Source organism: Pseudomonas sp. Larv2_ips (assembly GCF_963879675.1).
In the GTDB taxonomy this organism is placed as follows: Bacteria; Pseudomonadota; Gammaproteobacteria; order Pseudomonadales; family Pseudomonadaceae; genus Aquipseudomonas.
On record NZ_CAWOAW010000037.1, the window covers coordinates 21143 to 39844 of the forward strand.

Below are 18702 nucleotides of genomic sequence, written 5' to 3' on the forward strand. Positions count from 1 at the left end.
GGTGCTGCCGTAGCCGGCGGTGAGATCACTGCCCACTTGGGCCGTTTGGGTACTGCCGTAACCGGCGGTCAAGGAGCTTTCGCCGCCTGCCGTTTGCGTGCTGCCATACCCGGCAATGAGCGAACTGTCGGAGCCGGCAGTGCCAGTGCTGCCGTAGCCGGCGGTGAGATCACTGCCCACCTTGGCTGTTTGTGTACTGCCGTACCCCGCCATCAGGGAGCTTTCATCGCCCGCGGTTTGTGTACTGCCGTAGCCGGCAATGATCGAGCTATCAGAACCTGACGTTCCGGTACTGCCATAGCCTGCAATCAATGTGCTGCTGTCTCCGGCAGTTTCAGTGCTGCCGTAGCCTGCAATGAGTTGGCTCTGATTAGCGCCAGTGAGCGTACTGCCATAAACGGCCGTTTCCAGCGTTTGCGTAGAACGCACCGTAGTACGGCGAGTGACCACATCGGCAGGAGCCTTGGTCACAACCGGCAAGGCGGGAAGAACAGCCTTCGTCCCTGATTGCGCATCAGGAATAACCAAGGCCTCAATCAAATTTGTCGTGGAGGCTTCATACTTGCAAGCATTGTCCTGAATAAAGTCCAGTGCACTGCTTCGCGTACCGACATGAACAACTTCAGCACGAGAAAATTTCACGCCTTCATCCTCGTCGAGGAAAATCAGGTCACTCACTGCCACTTCACACACTACCCATCTCGCGTCTGCCTGCGGGCTCAACTGCGCACTCGCGCCCTGCCCCCACAACACGCCAGTCAACCCATTTTCAAGCTTTAGGGTGGGTTCCCAAAACTTGCATTCGACCCGTCCTGAAACAGGCCAGATCAGACCACAGTGGTCGGCCATATTATTTGCGCACGTTCGCAGCACCAGAACTTTTTCGGCTTTCATTTTGAAACACCTTTACAACTACTTCTGTAAAATCCTTTGGAGGCAAACTTCCATAACAAACACATAAACAAAATCAAGGCGACCGATAACGCGAGCACTGACCAATTAAATTGACTGCACCCTGCTGAAAACCAAATGCCTTAATCTTAAATAATCAGGAAAACACCGGCGGTATAAAACCACTGGCAAACAACTCGACAGCACAGCCAGGCAACTATCAACGGCCCACCCTGTGTCTATTTTTTACTGCCCGACATAACCCTTTACCCGCAGGCAGTCGTTGATCAGTTCAACTTGTTTTTGCGCAATAACAATCCCGTCACCCACGGCATTGCCCATGCCGGACGTTTTGTCGTCAGCCGAAGGCGAGGAGTGATAGCTTGCCGTCGCCGCTTTGGCCTCGTACTGACAACGGGCTTTGTCTTGCGCTATATCCGTGGTTTGCCCGTCTATTCTCGTCCAATTGCGGACAGAGGTTGTGCACGCGCACAACGTCAACGCGAGCAAAATCATAAACACACATCTCATGCTTAACTCCTGGGGTTAAACAGTACCTCCCTGCGCCACCTTTAAACTGTGGGCGAAGATCGGGTCGGGCACTGCAACGGGAAATTACCTTGTGTCGCCCTGAAGTCATCATTAAATGCATTGAAATAAAAGTGAAGTAAAACGAAGTATATTTCAGTACCCATAAGAAATACTTAATCAGGAATTCGACAATGAAGCTCGATGCGAAGCACATGCAGGCGTTTCTGGCCGTCATCGAAGGTGGCAGCTTCGAAAAGGCAGCCGAATACCTGAAAGTGACTCCGTCAGCCGTCTCACAGCGGATACATGCACTGGAAGCGCGTCTGGGTAGCTCCGTGGTGGTACGGGGGCGGCCGTGCGAGCCGACTCAGATTGGGAGGAAGTTGATGACTTACCTGCGTCGCGCGACAGTGCTGGAGGAAGAATTGCTCAACGATATAGCAGGAACCGGCGAGGACTATGTACGGTTGGTAATAGGCGTGAACGGCGACACCTTGAACACATGGTTTTTCCCGGCATTGGCAGAGACGTTTGTCAGCGAAAAGATTCTCCTGGAGCTCGTGGTCGATGATCAGGATCATACGTATGCCCTGCTGGAGAGTGGGCAAGTCATTGGGTGCATAGGCACGCGTCCAGTGCCGATGCGTGGCTGCTTTGCAGAACCGCTAGGGTCGGTTCGCTACCAATTGGTGGCATCGACGGCCTTTCAGGCGCGATGGTTTCCGTCCGGGCTGACACGCGACGCCGCACGCAAGGCACCGGTGCTTGCCTACTCTCGCAAAGACACATTGCAGTCAGAATTTTTACAGTCGCGTTTGGGCCTGCATGCAGATGCCTTTCCGAGCCACTACCTGTCGCTGCCCGAAGCGCGCTTTCGGGCGATACGTCATGGCCTCGGCTACGGCATGGTTCCGCAGATGAAAGCCAGTACCTTGCTTAAAAGTGGAGATCTCGTGGATCTGGTCCCTGGGCATTTCACCGACGTTGCGTTGTATTGGCACGCCTGGGCCTTGCAATCTCCACGCATGGAAGCGCTCTCCAAGCATGCAGTAGCTGCCGCCAGGCGCATCTTGAATTTCAAGAGGCAAGAGACATTCGTGGTTGGCACCTCGATCAGATAACACCCTCGCCGTTTCAACCCACACTCATGCAATGGGCAGATAAACGCCTTACTTTCAGGCTCCCATTTATCCAAATCGCCGGATTTGCAGGGTAAACATCAACGGCGTCTGTGCTGCGGACCACTTACGCCGACCGCCCCGGCCTATAAATCAGCGTATGAAACCTGATAACCCGTAACTTAAACGATTCAGGTCCAAGGCGAACCTTTCTCCGCAAACGGGCGTCCGAGCTTAAGCACTGTTGCTTATCGCCCGCTTCGAGGTTCACGTTTGAAAGCCGCCATCATCAAAAAATACCGCTTGGTCATCAAGACCATGGGCTATGTGGGCTGGTCCCTGTTCTGGCTATTGTTGTGGGATGTCGCCGTCACGGTGGATTTCATGCTGTTTCTGACCACCAAGATCAATCTGCCGCTGATGCCGCTGACATTGCTGGGTTCGGCCCTGGTGGTGCTGATCAGTTTTCGCAACAGCAGCGCCTATAACCGCTGGTGGGAAGCCCGCACGCTGTGGGGCGCGATGGTGAATAACTCGCGCAGCTTTGCACGCCAGGTACTGACCCTGCTCGACGACCCTGAAGGCGAGGTGAACCCAGCCAAGGCCACGCTGTTGCGCCGCCATGTGGCGTATGTGAATTGCCTGGCGGCGCACCTCAGGGGCAATCCATGCCCGGACGAGGTGCGTGCGTTTATCCCGGCTGAAGAGTTCGCGCGCAAGGGCGCCACCAATAACTTTGCCAATGACATCCTCACCGGCTCTGCAGCGTTATTGGCGCGTGAATACAAGACTGGGCACCTGGACAGCATTCGCCTGGCTCGGTTGGAGTCCACCCTGGTGGACCTGTCCAACGCCCAGGGCGGTATGGAACGCATCGCCAATACGCCGCTGCCCTACCCTTACGTGTATTTCCCGCGGCTGTTTATCTCGCTGTTCTGCCTGATCGTGCCGGTGGGCCTGGTGGAATCGCTGGGCTGGTTCACGCCGCTGGCGTCGACGGTGGTGGGCTTTATGCTGCTGGCGATCGAACGCATCGGCACCGACCTGCAAAGCCCGTTTCACTCCAGCGAACACCAGATCCAGATGGAAACCCTCTGCGAGACCATCGAGAAAAACCTGCAATCGATGCAGCGTGATGCGTTGGGCGGTGACCGTTTGCTGCACGCGTAGAACCTATCATTTCTACCAGTGCACCTGACGCGCGGTTTTGGTTAGCCTGTACCGCATCAATTCCAAGGAGGTACACAGCATGCAGGTTCGCGAAGGTTATGCCGATTTCCGTGGCTATCGGACGTGGTTCCGGGTCACTGGCGATTTGAGTTCAGGGCGTCTGCCCTTGATCATTGCCCACGGCGGCCCGGGCTGCACCCATGACTACGTCGACAGTTTCAAAGACCTGGCCGCCACTGGCCGCGCGGTGGTGCACTACGATCAGGTCGGCAATGGCCGCTCGACCCACTTACCCGGCGCGTCCGTCGATTTCTGGAGCGTGGAGCTGTTCCTGGCAGAGTTGGACAACCTGGTCGAGCACCTTGAGATCAGTGACTACGCGCTGCTGGGCCAGTCCTGGGGCGGCATGCTCGGCGCCGAGCACGCGGTGCGCCAGCCTGCCGGCTTGAAAGCGTTGATTATTGCCAACTCGCCAGCCTCGATGGATTTGTGGTGCGAAGCAGCAAATGAGCTGCGCCAGGCGCTGCCGCCCGAGGTACAGGCCACGTTGCTGCGCCATGAAGCCGCCGGCACCACCGACACCGCTGAATACCTCGCCGCGGCGGAGGTGTTTTACGCGCGCCATGTGTGCCGTACCCTGCCGGTGCCCGCCGAAGTTGAGCGCACCAATGCCGCCATCGAAGAAGACCCTACCGTTTACCACGCGATGAATGGTCCCACTGAGTTCCATGTGATCGGCAGCATGCGCAACTGGACGATCATTGATCGGCTGCCGCAGATCCAGGTGCCGACGCTGTTGATCTCCGGGCGCTTCGACGAAGCCACACCGGCCACGGTGCAGCCGTTTGCCGACGGCATCAGCGACGTGCGCTGGCAGATTTTCGAGCAGTCCAGCCATATGCCGCATGTTGAAGAGCGTGACGCGTGCATGACGTGTGTAGCCGAGTTTCTTGCCTCCCTTGAGTGAAAACACAACGCTCTGTGATGGGCAGGCTTTGACTGGCAAGCATCCTTGAAGTGGCCAGCAGGCTTGCCACACAAAGCCTGCTGGGCCCTCCAAGCCGGTTTGCAACAACATCATCCCAAAGGCTGTAAAAGACTATTACCCAGTAGAATGTACTAACCAGTTACTTATCTTGCTAACATTCGACCTTTAGTCACTCACCTTCGAGTCCTGTCGACATGAAACGAGCATCCCGCGCCGCTGGCGCCTCACGATATCTTCTGCTGGGCCTGGGCATCATCATTGCCCTGCTCGGCGTGGCCCTGGCCGTTGGCGGCGCCAAACTGGTCAGCCTGGGCGGTTCCTGGTACTTCCTGATCGGTGGCGTGGCCATGGCCGTTTCCGGCCTGTTGATCGCGCGGCGCAACCCGGCTGGCGCGTGGCTGTTCGCCGCTTTTCTGGTGGGCACGGCTGTCTGGGCAGTGGCGGACGTAGGGCTGGTGTACTGGCCGCTGTTTTCGCGGCTGTTCATGTTTGCGGTGATCGGCGTGGTGGTGGCGTTGGTGTATCCGTTGCTGGTGGGCAAGCCCGCTCGCGGCGCGTATGGCATTGCTGCCGTGTTGGCAGTAGGCGTGGCCGTCGCTGCAGGCAACATGTTCGTGGCGCACCCAAGCGTGGCGCCCACCGGTAAAGGCCCAGGCATCACGCCAGTGGATGCAGCCGATGCACAAAAAGACTGGGCCCACTACGGCAACACCGAAGGCGGCAGCCGTTTTGCAGCGCTGGACCAGATCAACCGCGACACCGTCAACAAGCTCAAAGTGGCGTGGACCTACCACACCGGCGACGTTGCCATCAGCGACGGCAACGGTGCCGAAGACCAACTGACTCCCCTGCAGATCGGCAACAAGGTGTTTATCTGCACGCCGCACAACAACCTGATCGCGCTGGATGCCGACACCGGCAAAGAGCTGTGGAAGAACGAAGTCAACGCCAAATCGGCGGTGTGGCAGCGTTGCCGTGGCATGGCGTATTTCGACGCCACCGCGCCCATCGCTCAGCCGACCCAACCCAACAGCTCGCCGATCATGGCCGCCAGCGTGCCAGCCGGTGCGCAATGCCAGCGTCGCCTGCTGACCAACACCATTGATGCACGCCTGATCGCGGTGGATGCCGACACCGGCAAATTCTGCGAAGACTTCGGCACCCACGGCCAAGTGGACCTGAAAGCCGGCCTGGGCGATGTGCCAGACAGCTACTACCAATTGTCGTCGGCACCGTTGATGGCCGGCACCACCGTCGTGGTGGGTGGCCGCGTCGCCGATAACGTACAAACCGACATGCCCGGCGGCGTGATCCGTGGTTTCGACGTGATCACCGGCCAAATGCGCTGGGCCTTTGACCCGGGCAATCCCGAAGACAAACAAGCGCCAGCCGCCGGCAGCACCTATGTGCGCAGCACGCCGAACAGCTGGGCGCCAATGTCATACGACCCGCTGATGAACACGGTTTTTCTGCCGATGGGCAGCTCGTCCACCGACATCTATGGCGTTGAACGTACCCAACTGAATCACAAATACGGCGCCTCGGTGCTGGCGCTTGACGCCTCCACCGGCGCAGAAAAGTGGGTGTACCAGACCGTCCACAATGACCTGTGGGACTTCGACCTGCCGATGCAGCCGAGCCTGATCGATTTCACCCCACCGGGCAGCGACAAGGCAGTACCGGCTGTGGTGATCGGCACCAAGGCCGGGCAGATCTACGTGCTCGACCGCGCCACCGGCAAGCCGCTGACAGACGTCAAGGAAGTGCCGGTCAGGGCCGCGAACATTCCCAACGAGCCGTATTCGTTGACCCAGCCTAAATCGGTGGGCATGCCGCAGATTGGCGCGCAAACCCTGAACGAATCGGACATGTGGGGCGCCACGCCCTACGACCAATTGCTGTGCCGTATCGACTTCAAGGGCATGCGCTACGAAGGCCTGTACACCGCGCCGGGCACCGATAAATCGCTGAGTTTTCCGGGCTCGCTGGGCGGCATGAACTGGGGCAGCATTTCCACCGACCCGGTGCACGGTTTTATCTTCGTCAACGACATGCGCCTGGGCCTGTGGATCCAGATGGTGCCGTCGCAGAACAAGGCCCAGGCCTCGTCCGGTGGCGAAGCGCTGAACACCGGCATGGGCGCGGTGCCACTCAAGGGCACGCCGTATGCGGTGAACAAAAACCGCTTCCTGTCGGTGGCCGGCATCCCGTGCCAGGCGCCGCCGTTCGGCACCCTGACCGCCATCGACATGAAGACCCAGCAGATCGCCTGGCAAGTGCCGGTGGGCACGGTTGAAGACACCGGTCCGCTGGGCGTCCGCATGCACCTGCCGATCAAGATTGGCCTGCCGACCCTCGGCGGCACGCTGTCCACCCAGGGCGGCCTGATCTTTATCGCCGGCACCCAGGACTTCTACCTGCGCGCCTTCAACAGCGGCAACGGCGATGAAGTCTGGAAGGCCCGCCTGCCGGTGGGCAGCCAAGGCGGCCCGATGACCTACGTGTCGCCGAAAACCGGCAAGCAATACATCGTCATCACCGCCGGCGGCGCGCGCCAGTCCACTGACCGTGGCGACTACGTGATCGCCTACGCCCTGCCATAACCCTGTGTTCGCGCGGTGCCGCCCCCGGCACCGCGCTTTTTGTCTGGAAAACCACGCATGACCCCCACTTCTCATTTGCCCATTGGCCGCCTGGTGCTGGGCCTGGCTTTTGCTGCCGCCCTGCCCGTTCAAGCCGACGACACCACCCTGACCGGCGACTGGGGCGACCTGCGCCGTGAACTCGACGAGCAAGGCATCCGCTTCACCGGCGACTACAGCGGCGAAACCGCCTACAACGCCGACGGCGGCCAACACCGTTCGGCGCGCTACTCGCAAAACATCAAGCTTGGCGTGCAGTTCGACCTGGGCAAGCTCTACGGCCTGAACAATGGCGACCGCATCCAGCTGACCATCAACGACCGGCGCGGCAACAGCGCCTCCGAAGACCTGGTGGGCAACCGTCTGCCGATCCAGGAAAACTACGGCGGCCTCTACACCCGCCTCACCGAATTGAGCTACGAACGCACGCTGTTCACCCCCGCGCTGAACGTCAAGCTTGGCTACATGGCCATGGGCAACGACCTCGGCGGCCTCGACAGCGGCATCCTGTGCAACTTCATGAACGCCGGTTTCTGCGGGCACCCGCTGAACATGTCCGGCGGCAGTGGCTGGGCCAACTACCCCAACGCACACCTGGGCGCACGGGTGAAATACGACTTTTCGCCGGCGTGGCAACTGCGCGTGGCGGCATTCAATGTCGACCCGTCGAGCAACGGCAATTCCAGCCGCGCCTGGCACTTGGGGCCCAAGCACACCACCGGCACCGTGGTGCCTATCGAGCTGGTCTACAAACACGCGGGCACGCTGCCGGGTGAATACAAGCTGGGTTATTACTACGACAGCTCCGATGTGAAACGCATCGGCAGCAATAAAACCGTCAGCGGTCGCGGCGGTCACTACCTGCTGGTCGACCAGGCCGTGTGGGCATCCAGCACATCCGCCGGTCGCGTGCTGCACGCCTTCGGCCAATACTCGGTCGCCAGCGAGGCCGCCTCGCCGTTCAGCAAGTGGTATGGCGCGGGCGTGGTGCTGTACAAACCGTTTGAAGGCCGCCCGCGCGACACCGTCGCCCTGGGTTACGGCCGCGCGGTGCCGAACCCGCGCAGTCGCGACGTGCAGGAACTGGCAGCGTTCAACGCGGGGACGGACTATCCGAACCTGAACAATGCCGAGCAGTTGATCGAACTCAGTTATGGCTACCAGGCCACGCCGTGGCTGACGTTGCGTCCGGATGTGCAATACATCATTGAGCCGGGGGCGTTTGCGGGTACAGAGATCGACAATGCACTGGTGCTGGGCTTGCAGGTCAAGGCAGTGTTCTAAGCCGCGCCGTTCAGCCACAAAACGCCGCCGGTACCGCCCTGCCCAAGGCCCGCTCCCACATTCGAACTTTTGCTGACGCAAAAACCACCGCCCGAACACGGTAAAAAATGTGGGAGCTGGCTTGCCTGCGATAGCGGTAAACCAGCCCCCAACAGGCTGACCGTCACGCCCTCATCGCGGGCAAGCCCGCTCCCACATTGATCTTTCGCTGACGCAAAAACCACCGCCTGAATACGGTAAAAAATGTGGGAGCTGGCTTGCCTGCGATAGCGGTAGATCCGTCGATCTAGTCGGCGACTGACACGCTGCATTTGCGATACAAGCGCTGGATCATCAACCGCCTTGAGTGACTTGGGCAACGGTATCGACAAAACGCAGGCCAGGGCTCTGCGCGCCAAGGCGGTGCTTCAGCTCACCCCTGTTGCGCAACGCAGCAACATTCGCTGCCGAATCAATCATAGTCATCGTCGCTATCGTCACTGCCGCTATCCTGCGCACTGTATTGCTCGAGCATGAACTGGTCGTTTTCCTCTTTCTCCGCCGGGGTCAGGTATGTGCTTTCATCCCACAGTCTTCGTTGTGCGGGCGTCAGGTCATCTTCATCCACAAATCGTTCTGCCGGCAGTAGGTTTTTGACTTCGGGTGTGAGGTTCGTATCGCGCAGTTCGGCGGAAGGCGTGTAGTGACCGCTCGAGTTTGTCCAAAACTCGGGCTGGCCATCTTTTATGTAAACAGTCCCCGCATACATCACATCAGTAGTCCCTCCCTTCAGTGATTTCAGCCCGCTGGTCAGTGCTGAGTGCCCCTCCACCCAGCCGGGGTTGGTTCGCAAGTTGTAGGGGTAAGGCTTACCTTGAGGGGTGAGGCCTTTGTTCATCGAGCCGACATACACCCTGTCCGGTTCATCCGCACGTATAACAAATGCGTACGCACCATCGGCAATAAACGGCTTGGCGTCCCGCGGGTCTTGCGAAGTCAGCGCATAGCGTCCACTTGGCCTTCGATTGAGCTCCAATATTTGTTCAGGGGCCGCGGGTCTTTGTTGCGTGGTGCCTGCAATGTGTTCTTTGAGTGGAACGAATTCAGTTCTGCCCCCGCCGGCAACCCCTCTTCGTTTCCAAATACCGGCGTTGTCCGGCTTGGCAATTTTCCCGCTACTGACTAGTTTTCCGGGGTTGTGCGGGTCTTTGACACGCAATAGAAAATAGCCGTCCCCTGCATCTGGCTTATCAGAGACGAAGTACTTTTGCCCCGCATACTCTACTTCTCGCATCTGCCCGATAGCGCCCGACGTATCAGCCGCAGGACTCACCTTAGGCGCACCCTCAAGGGGAACGGACACCGCCTCGGTATTTTTCAACGCATTGTTAACGCGCACCAATTCGAAATCGTTGGTCTCAGGGTTGTGTTTCCAGAAGTACTTCAGAGGAGTTGCGGCGGCAGGTCGTTCACCTAACCCCACTTCCACGCCAATTGAGGCAAGTTCATGTACCAGTTGCAGGCCTGATAACACTGCCGCCGCACTGCCGCCTACACGGTCGTCGGCGGTCATGCCATAGATGGCGTCATGGACGCCAAAGACCACATTACCCACATTGCCCACCACAGGTAGGTAACCGAAGGTATTGCCCCAAAAGTCTTTCGCAGACTTCCAGTTTTGCTGTGAGGAACCAAATACTTCAGTTTGGTCGGACCACACGGCATTTTTGGCGTTGACCTCTTGGTATTGAGTGGCAATACCCGCATTCAAATCGCCGTATTTCAACCGATAATCCGTCGCTCGCGACTCGGTGTAGTTAAACGTTTCCCAGACCGGCACCCCTTTATCTTTGAGAAAACTGGCGTACCCGGGATAGTGGGCATTAGTGCCCTCAATAAAACTATCAAGCACACGTTCCGCCTTTGGCCAATGTGCATCGTGCCTGCCTTGTCTGTCGCTGGCATTGAAACCGCGCAGCAGATCACTTCGATTGTTTTTAGCCCACTGGGCGAATGCCTTGTCGCCCGTTATTTCATGGACCGTGCCGTTCTTTAAGTCGACCATCACGCCCTTGTTAGGCCTGTGCTCAGGCTTACCGTCATAGGGGGTATTGGGAATAAAGGCATACCCTGCCAATGGATAGCCATACAGGTTGGGAATAATGACCTGCCCATTTTTTTGCAACGTTCGCTTGATAGCCTCTTGACCTTCAAGGCTTAACTTTTCGAAACTTTCTTTATCGTTAGACAGGTGCTGCAAGGTGCCGCGTACCGCATAGGCGTCCGCTTTTCCGGAGCGTTTGGACAGCGCGCCGTTAGCATCCCGCATGGGCGTTGCTATTTCATTTTCCCAATGTTTCTGAAGCTGTTTGCCCTGTAATTCCAGATCGGCGACCTTGGTCAGGTCTTGTTTTTCGATTTCCATGAATTGGAAATTGACCGGGCCTCCTCGCTGCACTTTGTCATGCGCGAGGGCGCCGGCTGCAATTTCCCAGGCAAAGTAGGTGCGTTTGTCGGTGTTGGTCAGGGCTTCGGGTCGCCCTTTCCCGGTGTAGGAAGTGAACGTCACTGTGACCTTTTCATGCGGGTCGTACCCTGCCGCCAATAACCCACCACTGAAGTAACCCGCCGGTTCCAGGAACTGGCGCACCTTCTGGAACCTGATATTGCTTTCGCCTTCGCTACCACTTTCTATGTTTTGGATTTGCGTCACGACACGACCGGCATAGGCATCGATGCGCTTCAGTCGCTCCTGTTGCGTATAGCTCGCCGTCGGCGGAGTGACGGTAACGGCTCCATAGATCACCACTTTGGCAACATCAGACTCGTGATTGGGGGCTGGAGGGGCAATCGGTTTCTGCCCAAGACTGACCTGTTTATCCTCAGAACCGGTCATTTCTCCCGGAACACTGTTTTGCAAGGGTGGCGACGCGTCGACTGCTCGGGGATTACGGCTCTGCCCTTGAGCGGGTCCGATACCGGCGCCAAAGGGCTTGGCGTTGGCGGCTGGAGGAACGGGGGAAGACGGACTTATATTCATCATCGGCTGACTTTTTCTGACTGTTGCCCTGGGTAAGCCCCCCCCGCAATTGAAGATCCGGGCCGGATCAAGCACCGGATGCTTCCTGTTGATAGGGCGTTTGGGGAGCCTCGTTCACCGGTGTTGTTTTTTCGTACAAAAACCGCACGAACTTACCTACACCAGCGACCAATCAGTCGTACGCCAGAGTGAATAGGTTCCCTCACTGAAAACGTCGTTTGTTACGTGGTGTTTTCGCCAATTCCTACGATGGCTGTGCGTAGGGCACCTTCGGGTGCGCCGGTTTTCCTATTGACCGGTCTGCTAGCCCGCCTACAGCCGCCACCCTCCTTAAGCCGCGTTGGCGCTAGCGTCCTTGTTCAATAGCAGCTGCACCATGGATAAAGTCGTCCCCAACCCGCCCCTCGGTTAAGCCAAAGCCCGGGCGGGGGAAGATTCTGGCGGTGTGGCATTGGCTGGAGATGGCCAAGACCACAGTGGATCGCTCCAGCGAATGCCTGAACTCGACGAACCACGGCCTGAATAAACGCGGTCAAAAAAATGTGGGAGCTGGCTTGCCTGCGAAGGCGGTGTGTCAGTCAGAAGATCTGTTACTGATACACCGCCTTCGCAGGCAAGCCAGCTCCCACCGTTGATCTACAGCGCGCTGAGGTTATTTGGACACGGGCATCGCAAACTCCGCGCCCTGCTCGATGCTCTCTGACCAGCGCTGCATGATCGACTTCTGCTTGGTGTAGAAGCGCACGCCTTCAGTGCCGTAGGCGTGCATGTCGCCAAACAAGCTCTTCTTCCAGCCGCCAAAGCCGTGCCAGGCCATCGGCACCGGAATCGGCACGTTGATGCCGACCATGCCCACTTCGATACGCCGGGCAAACTCGCGGGCAATGTTGCCGTCGCGGGTGAAGCAGCTGACGCCGTTGCCAAATTCGTGGTCGTTGACCAGCTTGATCGCCTCACCGAAGTCATTCACGCGCACGCAGGCCAGCACCGGGCCGAAGATTTCTTCGCGGTAGATGCTCATGTCTTTCGTCACGTGGTCGAACAAGGTTGCGCCGAGCCAGAAGCCGTTTTCCAGGCCCGGTTCGGTGGGCACATAGTCGCGCCCGTCGAGCAGCAGTTTTGCCCCGGCTTGCACGCCTTGTTCGATGTAGCCGCTGATGCGCTCCAATGCAGCCCGCGACACGATCGGGCCCATCTCGGCTTTCAAATCGCGGCCGTCGGTGATGCGCAATGTCTTCGCGCGCTCGGTCAAGGCGGCGATGATCTTATCGCCCACATCACCCACCAGCACCGCCACCGAAATCGCCATGCAGCGCTCGCCGGCACTGCCATAGGCGGCGCCCATCAGCGCGTCGACGGTTTTTTCGATGTCCGCGTCGGGCATCACCACCATGTGGTTTTTCGCGCCGCCCAGGCCTTGCACACGCTTGCCATTGCGCGCGCCGGTCTCGTAGATGTATTGCGCAATCGGCGTGGAGCCGACAAAGCTCACGGCCTTGACGTCCGGGTGTTCGAGCAGGGCATCCACCGCTTCCTTGTCGCCCTGCACCACGTTGAACACGCCTTTGGGCAAGCCGGCTTCGCGCAGCAACTCAGCCATGAACAGCGAGGCGCTCGGGTCGGTCGGGCTGGGCTTGAGGATGAAGGTGTTACCCGCCGCGATGGCCATTGGGTACATCCACATCGGCACCATCACCGGGAAGTTGAACGGCGTCACGCCGGCCACCACGCCCAAGGGTTGGCGCAGGGTCCAGTTGTCCATGCCCCGTGACACCTGGTCGGAATGTTCGCCCTTGAGCAGGTTGGGAATGCCGCACGCAAATTCGAGGATGTCGATGCCCCGGTCGACTTCTCCCTGGGCGTCGGTGAACACCTTGCCGTGTTCGGCGACGATGATGCGCGCCAGGTCGTCTTTGCGTTCACGCAGCAGGTGCAGGTATTCGAACAGTACGCGGGCACGGCGGATCGGCGGGGTGTCGGCCCAACCGGCGAAGGCGGCCTGGGCGGCGGCGACGGCCTCGCCCACGGTCTGGCGGCTGGCCAAGGCCACGCGACCGGTCACCTCACCGGTGGCCGGGTTGTAGACGTCCTGATAGCGATCATCGCGGGAAACGCGCTGGTCGTTGATGTAATGCTCGAGGATGCTCATGGTAGTGGGTCCCAGGTCGGTAAACGTTGGAGCCCACGATAGGCTTTCAGTTTGTTCCGAACCAGAGCAGAATCCAGAACTGATTGTCCTCATAAGCGAACAATAGAATCATGGAAAAGGCTGAGATCGAAGGGCTGTGGACTCACATTCATTGGCTGTCGGTGCTTGAGGAGCAAGGCACCTACACCGCCGCTGCCGCGCGCCTGGGCGTGAGCAAATCCGCCGTCAGCCAGCGCATTTCAGACCTGGAAAAAGCCACCGGCACCCGGCTGGTCACCCGCACCACGCGCAGCGTGCGGCTGACCGATGCGGGCCTGTCACTGACCCGCGAAGTGCGCAGCGCCTATGCGCAGATCGCCCGTAGTTTCTCGTCGGTGCGTGACGCTGCCGGGGAAATTCGCGGCCTGGTACGCCTCACCGCGCCAGTGGCATTTGCCCGCCAGCAACTGGTGCCGCACCTGTCCGAGTTCCTGCAACTTTACCCGCAGGTGCGCATCCAGCTGGACGTCTCGGATGCCTTGAGTTCGCTGGCGGCCGAAGGCTACGACCTGGCGGTACGGCACGGCTTCCAGGTACCGGAAACCCATGTAGCGTGGAAGCTGTGCGACACCGGCTCGGTGCTGGTTGCCACGCTCGAGTACCTGCAACAGCACGGCGAACCGCGCGAACCTGGCGACCTCACCGCGCATAACTGCCTGTACTACCCTCGGGGCACCGACCAGCCGGCATGGACCTTTGAACGCGGCGGCAAACAGGTTGAACGGGTGACCGTGCCGATCTCTGGGAGTTTTTCGACCAATAACAGTGAAGCGCTGCGCGACTCAGCGATGAACCACCTGGGCATCGCCCTGCTTCCGGATTTCAGCGCACAGGCCGCACTGGCCCATGGCAACTTGGTGCAGGTGCTCACGGGCTGGACGCTCAAGGGCGCGTTTGCCGATGAGATTTACCTGATTCGACCGTACTCGCCCCATGTACCGAAATCGGTCAGTACGTTAGTGGGCTATCTAAAGGATAAGTTATCCGGCGGTTTTCGATTTGTGGGTAAGTAACACACTCATGCAGACAACTTAAGCAGAACCATTCTCGACAAGTAGTTATTACCGACCTACTTATAGCCAGCGGCAATAATCCAAATAACAAACTTCAAGACCTTGTAGTGAACTTGTTACCGGCGAAAGCCCGCAACAACGGGTTCTTGACGCTTTGAAAAAAGCCATACAACTAATTGTAAAGCGTAAATAAACAGCGCTGTTTAAACCGCGCCAACCTCCCGGCTTTAAACTCCTTGATGCGCAAACTTGCAAAAAAACCACAACCGGCTACGTTCATGAATACCGTGAAAGCCATCAGCCATTACGCACACAGCCAGCCCAACGGGCGAGGGACTCTATTGCTCTGAAAACAGCGCTTAACACTGACACGGAACTTAGTCTTAACTCTCAAAAGGGATGCTTTGATGAAGCGCAGCCGGTGGTACCGTGCGTTCTCGAAAAAGGGGCCAGTCGATCATTTTTGGCTGTCGTTGATAGGCTTTGCTGTGCTGGTGATTGCCAGCTTCCTGTTGTTTGAACAACAGATCCAAGACTTCCTGATTCACCTCAACCTGTATCAACCTTCGACGCCTGCCCAGGCATTCAACCTGGCACTGCTGCTGCTCGCCCTGCTCGCCCTCGATGTGGTGTTGCCGGTGCCGTCAAGCCTGGTGGCGTTGCTGGCGGTGGCCATGCTCGGCGGCCTCGGCGGTTACCTGGTGATTTTCATTGGGCTGTGCCTGGGCGCCGGGCTGGGCTATGTGCTGGGCGCCGGCTATTTGCGCTTGCTGTCCGGCCGCCTTGGCTTGCATCAGCGCCAGCCAGGGCAGTTGGCGTATCGGTTAAGCACGTTGTCGTTGATTTGCCTGCGTGGCGTGCCGGTGCTGGCGGAAACCTCGGTGGTCGCCGCCGGCATGCAACGCTATCCGCTGCGCGCATTTTTGCTGATCACCACCCTGGCCAATGCCGGACTGGCACTGGCTTACACCGCCATCGGCACGCTGCTGATCGAGCAGAACTCACTGCTGGTCACCCTCCTCGCCAGCATGGTGTTGCCGCTGGCGTTTATGGCCGGTTATAGCCTGCTCAAACGCAAACCCGCTGGGCAGCAGCCGCTGCGCGGACGGTTCGAGGTCAGTTACGACTACCCGGTGATGTTCACCGATCACGTGTTTGATCCGCTTAACCCGTGCCTGCACCGCGCGCTCATCACCCAGCACGCGGCACCGGTGACGGTGATGGTGTTCGCCGATGCGCAACTGCTGCACAGCGCCCCACAGTTGCTGGCTCAAATCGACGCCTATTTCGCTGCCCATGCAGACCTGCATTTGCAAACCGCCCCCATCGCCGTGCCGGCGGGTGAACTGAGCAAAACCGCACGCGTGCTGGAGCAGCTCTACACCGACATGCTGCAGCACGGCCTGGACCGGCATTGCTACGTGCTGGCCCTGGGCGGCGGCGCGGTGCTGGATGCGGTGGGCTACGCCTGCGCCACCTTCCACCGCGGCATCCGCCTGATCCGTATTCCGAGCACGGTGCTGGCCCAGAACGACGCCGGCATCGGCGTGAAAAACGGCATCAATGCCTTCGGCCAGAAGAACCTGCTGGGCACCTTCTGCCCTGCCACGGCGGTGATCAACGACTTCCAACTGCTCACCAGCCTCACCCGCCGCGACCAGATCGCCGGGCTGGCCGAAGCGGTCAAGGTAGCGCTGATCAAGGACCAGGCGTTTTTCGCGTGGATGGAACAACACGCCGAGGCCCTCGCCCGCTTTGATCACCCGGCCAGCCGCCACGCGATTCGCCGCTGCGCCGAGCTGCACCTGGCGCACATCACCGGCGCCGGCGACCCGTTCGAACGCGGCAACGGTCGGCCGCTGGATTACGGCCATTGGGCCGCGCACAAATTGGAAAACCTCAGCCACCACCGGCTGCGCCATGGCGAAGCGGTCGCGGTGGGCATGGCGTTGGATGGGCTGTATGCGAATGCCTTGGGGTTGTTGAGCGATACCGACACTGAGCGAGTGATGAGCCTGCTGCGCAAACTGGGGTTCAACCTGTGCCCGCCTGAACTGACCTTGAGAGATGCGCAGGGCCGCTCGCCGCTGTTGCTGGGGCTGGAGGAGTTCCGCCAGCACCTGGGAGGGCAACTGTCGATCCCCATGCTCAACCGCATCGGCCAGTCGGTGGACCTGCATGAAATCGACAGCGCGACGATGGAGGCCGCGCTGCAACGCTTGTCGACCGCAAGCGAGGCAGCGCTGACGCTGGACGAGGGTTACGCACAATGAGCCCGATGAAAACCTGGATGACCCTGGGCCGCGTCTCCAACCTGCCCACGGTATGGACCAACACCCTCGCTGCGGCCCTGCTCGCCAGCAGCGCCGGCGCCCTGGCGCCGCCGTCGTCGCTGGTGTGGGGGCTGCTGCTGATCACGCTGTCGTTGCTGTACTTGGCCGGCATGCTGTTGAACGACTGGCTCGACGCCGACTGGGACCGGCAACACCACAACCCGCGTCCGATCACGCTGGGTTTGGCCAGCCGGCAACAAGTCGGCCTGGCCACGGCGCTGCTGCTGATACTCGCCGCCGCAGCGGTGCTGGGCCTGAGCCGCTTGATCGACGAGCCGCATTGGCTGCTTGGCAGCGTGGTGCTGTTGGTGGGCTGCATCGTCGGCTACAACCTGCTGCACAAGAAATACGCCCACAGCGTGTGGCTGATGGGCGCCTGTCGCTCGGCGCTGTACCTCACGGCGGCGGCCAGCCTGGCGGTGCCGCCGGAGCCGATCTGGCTGTGCGCGATTCTGCTCGGCGTGTACATCAGCGGCCTGACCTACCTGGCGCGCCAGGAACACCGCAACCAGCTGATCAGCCGCTTGCCATTGCTGCTGATGCTCAGCCCATTGGCCCTGGCGTTCTACTCCAACGCGCTGTGGTTTTGGCCGGTGCTGCTGCTGTGGTTGGGCTGGCTGGGCTGGCATTACCGCAAGCACCTGGCCAACCCGCAACACCGGCAAGTCAGGGCGTTTATCGGTGCAGGGCTGGCCGCCTTGCCGCTGTTTGACGCACTGGTTTTGGCGGTGGCCAACCAACCGATGGGCAGCCTGTTGTGTGTGGTGGTGTTTTTCCTGCTTCCCCACTTCCAGCGTTGGATCAAGCCGACATGAACATGCGCCAGGATGGCCTCGCCGCACACCTTCAAGCCCTGACCCAGCAACTGACCGCCGCCCAACTGGAGTGGTGGCAGCAGGCGCAGGCGCAGCTCGCCCAGCAACCCAGCGCCACCCTGGCGGCGTTGTTGAGCGGCCAATGCAAGCGCCTGCTGCCCGCGCCGGCCGTGGAGTTGGCACGTGCACTGGTGCTGGCCAAAGCACTCGAACACACCCCGGTAACCGAGCAGGTACCGCTGCTGCGTCAGCTGTTCCTGTGGGGTGACGACCAGGAAAAAATCGCCCTGCTGGGTGCCCTCGACTGGCTCGACAGCGACGGCCTTTGCGTGGCGCTGGCCCTGCAGGCCGGGCGCACCAGCAACCCGCAGGTATTCGCCGCCCTCGCCCTCGACACGGCCTACCCGTCACGCCATTACCCGGAGCGCGCCTTTCACCAGCTGGTACTCAAAGCGCTCGGCATGGGCCTCGACGTGGGGCGCGTGATGGGGCTCACGCAGCGCCAGGGCGTCACGCTCAACCAGCTGGCCCTTGACCTGCTCGATGAACAGCTCGCGGCCGAGCGAACTGTGTCCCCAGGGCTGCCCATCGTCATCGCCTTTGACCTGCTCAGCCCAGCGCAACGCCAGCGTCTGCGAAGCCTGAGCCTGCCGCCGCAATGGCGCGCCTACCTGAACTGACACCGCACAACGCCGCCCCTGCCCTTGACG

13 protein-coding genes and 1 pseudogene are annotated in these 18702 nt (G+C 59.7%); 9 read left to right on the forward strand and 5 right to left on the reverse strand.

Annotation, left to right across the window (positions count from 1 at the left end):
• Window positions 1-894: pseudogene (locus AACV02_RS28630) on the reverse strand (Ice nucleation protein); the annotation flags it as partial.
• A 243-nt stretch (window positions 895-1137) separates the two neighbouring features.
• Window positions 1138-1407, reverse strand: a complete 270-nt coding sequence (locus AACV02_RS28635; RefSeq protein ID WP_146151461.1) for a hypothetical protein — start codon at window positions 1405-1407, stop codon at window positions 1138-1140.
• Between the two features lie 206 nt (window positions 1408-1613).
• Here AACV02_RS28635 and argP point away from each other — a divergent pair, with 206 nt between their 5' ends.
• The 5 genes from argP to AACV02_RS28660 all read left to right on the forward strand — a co-directional run bounded on the left by argP (window position 1614) and on the right by AACV02_RS28660 (window position 8624).
• Complete coding sequence (gene argP / locus AACV02_RS28640; protein ID WP_119736148.1) at window positions 1614-2543, forward strand: HTH-type transcriptional regulator ArgP; 930 nt, start codon at window positions 1614-1616, stop codon at window positions 2541-2543.
• A gap of 270 nt (window positions 2544-2813) precedes the next feature.
• On the forward strand, window positions 2814-3710 hold the full coding sequence (locus AACV02_RS28645; protein WP_106579800.1) for a bestrophin family protein: 897 nt from the start codon (window positions 2814-2816) through the stop codon (window positions 3708-3710).
• 79 nt (window positions 3711-3789) lie between these two features.
• Window positions 3790-4677, forward strand: a complete 888-nt coding sequence (locus AACV02_RS28650) for a proline iminopeptidase-family hydrolase (protein WP_119736151.1) — start codon at window positions 3790-3792, stop codon at window positions 4675-4677.
• Window positions 4678-4892: 215 nt separating this feature from the next.
• A complete protein-coding gene (locus AACV02_RS28655; protein ID WP_119736153.1) occupies window positions 4893-7301 on the forward strand; it encodes a glucose/quinate/shikimate family membrane-bound PQQ-dependent dehydrogenase in 2409 nt (802 codons plus the stop codon).
• A gap of 57 nt (window positions 7302-7358) precedes the next feature.
• Window positions 7359-8624 carry a carbohydrate porin gene (locus AACV02_RS28660; RefSeq protein WP_119736155.1) on the forward strand — a complete coding sequence of 422 codons (1266 nt, stop codon included), beginning with the start codon at window positions 7359-7361 and terminating at the stop codon, window positions 8622-8624.
• A 333-nt stretch (window positions 8625-8957) separates the two neighbouring features.
• On the opposite strand, the gene AACV02_RS28665 is transcribed toward AACV02_RS28660, so the two are convergent.
• The 3 genes from AACV02_RS28665 to AACV02_RS28675 all read right to left on the reverse strand — a co-directional run bounded on the left by AACV02_RS28665 (window position 8958) and on the right by AACV02_RS28675 (window position 13792).
• Entirely contained in the window at window positions 8958-9089 is a 132-nt protein-coding gene (locus AACV02_RS28665) for a hypothetical protein (protein ID WP_256680263.1), read from the reverse strand.
• Window positions 9076-11718 carry a hypothetical protein gene (locus tag AACV02_RS28670; RefSeq protein WP_177413666.1) on the reverse strand — a complete coding sequence of 881 codons (2643 nt, stop codon included), beginning with the start codon at window positions 11716-11718 and terminating at the stop codon, window positions 9076-9078. Before AACV02_RS28670 ends, AACV02_RS28665 begins: the two co-directional genes overlap by 14 nt.
• Window positions 11719-12295: 577 nt before the next feature.
• Window positions 12296-13792 carry a CoA-acylating methylmalonate-semialdehyde dehydrogenase gene (locus AACV02_RS28675; RefSeq protein WP_119736160.1) on the reverse strand — a complete coding sequence of 499 codons (1497 nt, stop codon included), beginning with the start codon at window positions 13790-13792 and terminating at the stop codon, window positions 12296-12298.
• A gap of 110 nt (window positions 13793-13902) precedes the next feature.
• Here AACV02_RS28675 and AACV02_RS28680 point away from each other — a divergent pair, with 110 nt between their 5' ends.
• From AACV02_RS28680 to AACV02_RS28695, 4 genes are all read left to right on the forward strand, one after another.
• On the forward strand, window positions 13903-14844 hold the full coding sequence (locus AACV02_RS28680; RefSeq protein ID WP_119736162.1) for a LysR family transcriptional regulator: 942 nt from the start codon (window positions 13903-13905) through the stop codon (window positions 14842-14844).
• 407 nt (window positions 14845-15251) lie between these two features.
• Window positions 15252-17117: a 3-dehydroquinate synthase gene (locus AACV02_RS28685; protein ID WP_119736165.1), complete on the forward strand. Its 1866-nt coding sequence runs from the start codon at window positions 15252-15254 to the stop codon at window positions 17115-17117.
• Between the two features lie 5 nt (window positions 17118-17122).
• Window positions 17123-17992: a UbiA family prenyltransferase gene (locus AACV02_RS28690; RefSeq protein ID WP_119736167.1), complete on the forward strand. Its 870-nt coding sequence runs from the start codon at window positions 17123-17125 to the stop codon at window positions 17990-17992.
• The gene (locus AACV02_RS28695) at window positions 17989-18672 is read left to right on the forward strand and encodes an EboA domain-containing protein (RefSeq protein WP_119736169.1); all 684 of its coding nucleotides are present in this window, start codon (window positions 17989-17991) and stop codon (window positions 18670-18672) included. The genes AACV02_RS28690 and AACV02_RS28695 overlap by 4 nt, the downstream gene beginning before the upstream one ends.
• Window positions 18673-18702: the final 30 nt, after the last annotated feature.

What these genes read in the sequence shown, in the direction of transcription:
- AACV02_RS28690 (WP_119736167.1), top strand. Translation starts at nt 17,123, where the DNA reads ATGAAAACCTGGATGACCCTGGGCCGCGTCTCCAACCTGCCCACGGTA.
- AACV02_RS28650 (WP_119736151.1), top strand. Translation starts at nt 3,790, where the DNA reads ATGCAGGTTCGCGAAGGTTATGCCGATTTCCGTGGCTATCGGACGTGG.
- AACV02_RS28660 (WP_119736155.1), top strand. Translation starts at nt 7,359, where the DNA reads ATGACCCCCACTTCTCATTTGCCCATTGGCCGCCTGGTGCTGGGCCTG.
- AACV02_RS28695 (WP_119736169.1), top strand. Translation starts at nt 17,989, where the DNA reads ATGAACATGCGCCAGGATGGCCTCGCCGCACACCTTCAAGCCCTGACC.
- AACV02_RS28685 (WP_119736165.1), top strand. Translation starts at nt 15,252, where the DNA reads ATGAAGCGCAGCCGGTGGTACCGTGCGTTCTCGAAAAAGGGGCCAGTC.
- AACV02_RS28655 (WP_119736153.1), top strand. Translation starts at nt 4,893, where the DNA reads ATGAAACGAGCATCCCGCGCCGCTGGCGCCTCACGATATCTTCTGCTG.
- argP (WP_119736148.1), top strand. Translation starts at nt 1,614, where the DNA reads ATGAAGCTCGATGCGAAGCACATGCAGGCGTTTCTGGCCGTCATCGAA.
- AACV02_RS28635 (WP_146151461.1), bottom strand. Translation starts at nt 1,407, where the DNA reads ATGATTTTGCTCGCGTTGACGTTGTGCGCGTGCACAACCTCTGTCCGC.
- AACV02_RS28665 (WP_256680263.1), bottom strand. Translation starts at nt 9,089, where the DNA reads ATGACTATGATTGATTCGGCAGCGAATGTTGCTGCGTTGCGCAACAGG.
- AACV02_RS28675 (WP_119736160.1), bottom strand. Translation starts at nt 13,792, where the DNA reads ATGAGCATCCTCGAGCATTACATCAACGACCAGCGCGTTTCCCGCGAT.
- AACV02_RS28680 (WP_119736162.1), top strand. Translation starts at nt 13,903, where the DNA reads ATGGAAAAGGCTGAGATCGAAGGGCTGTGGACTCACATTCATTGGCTG.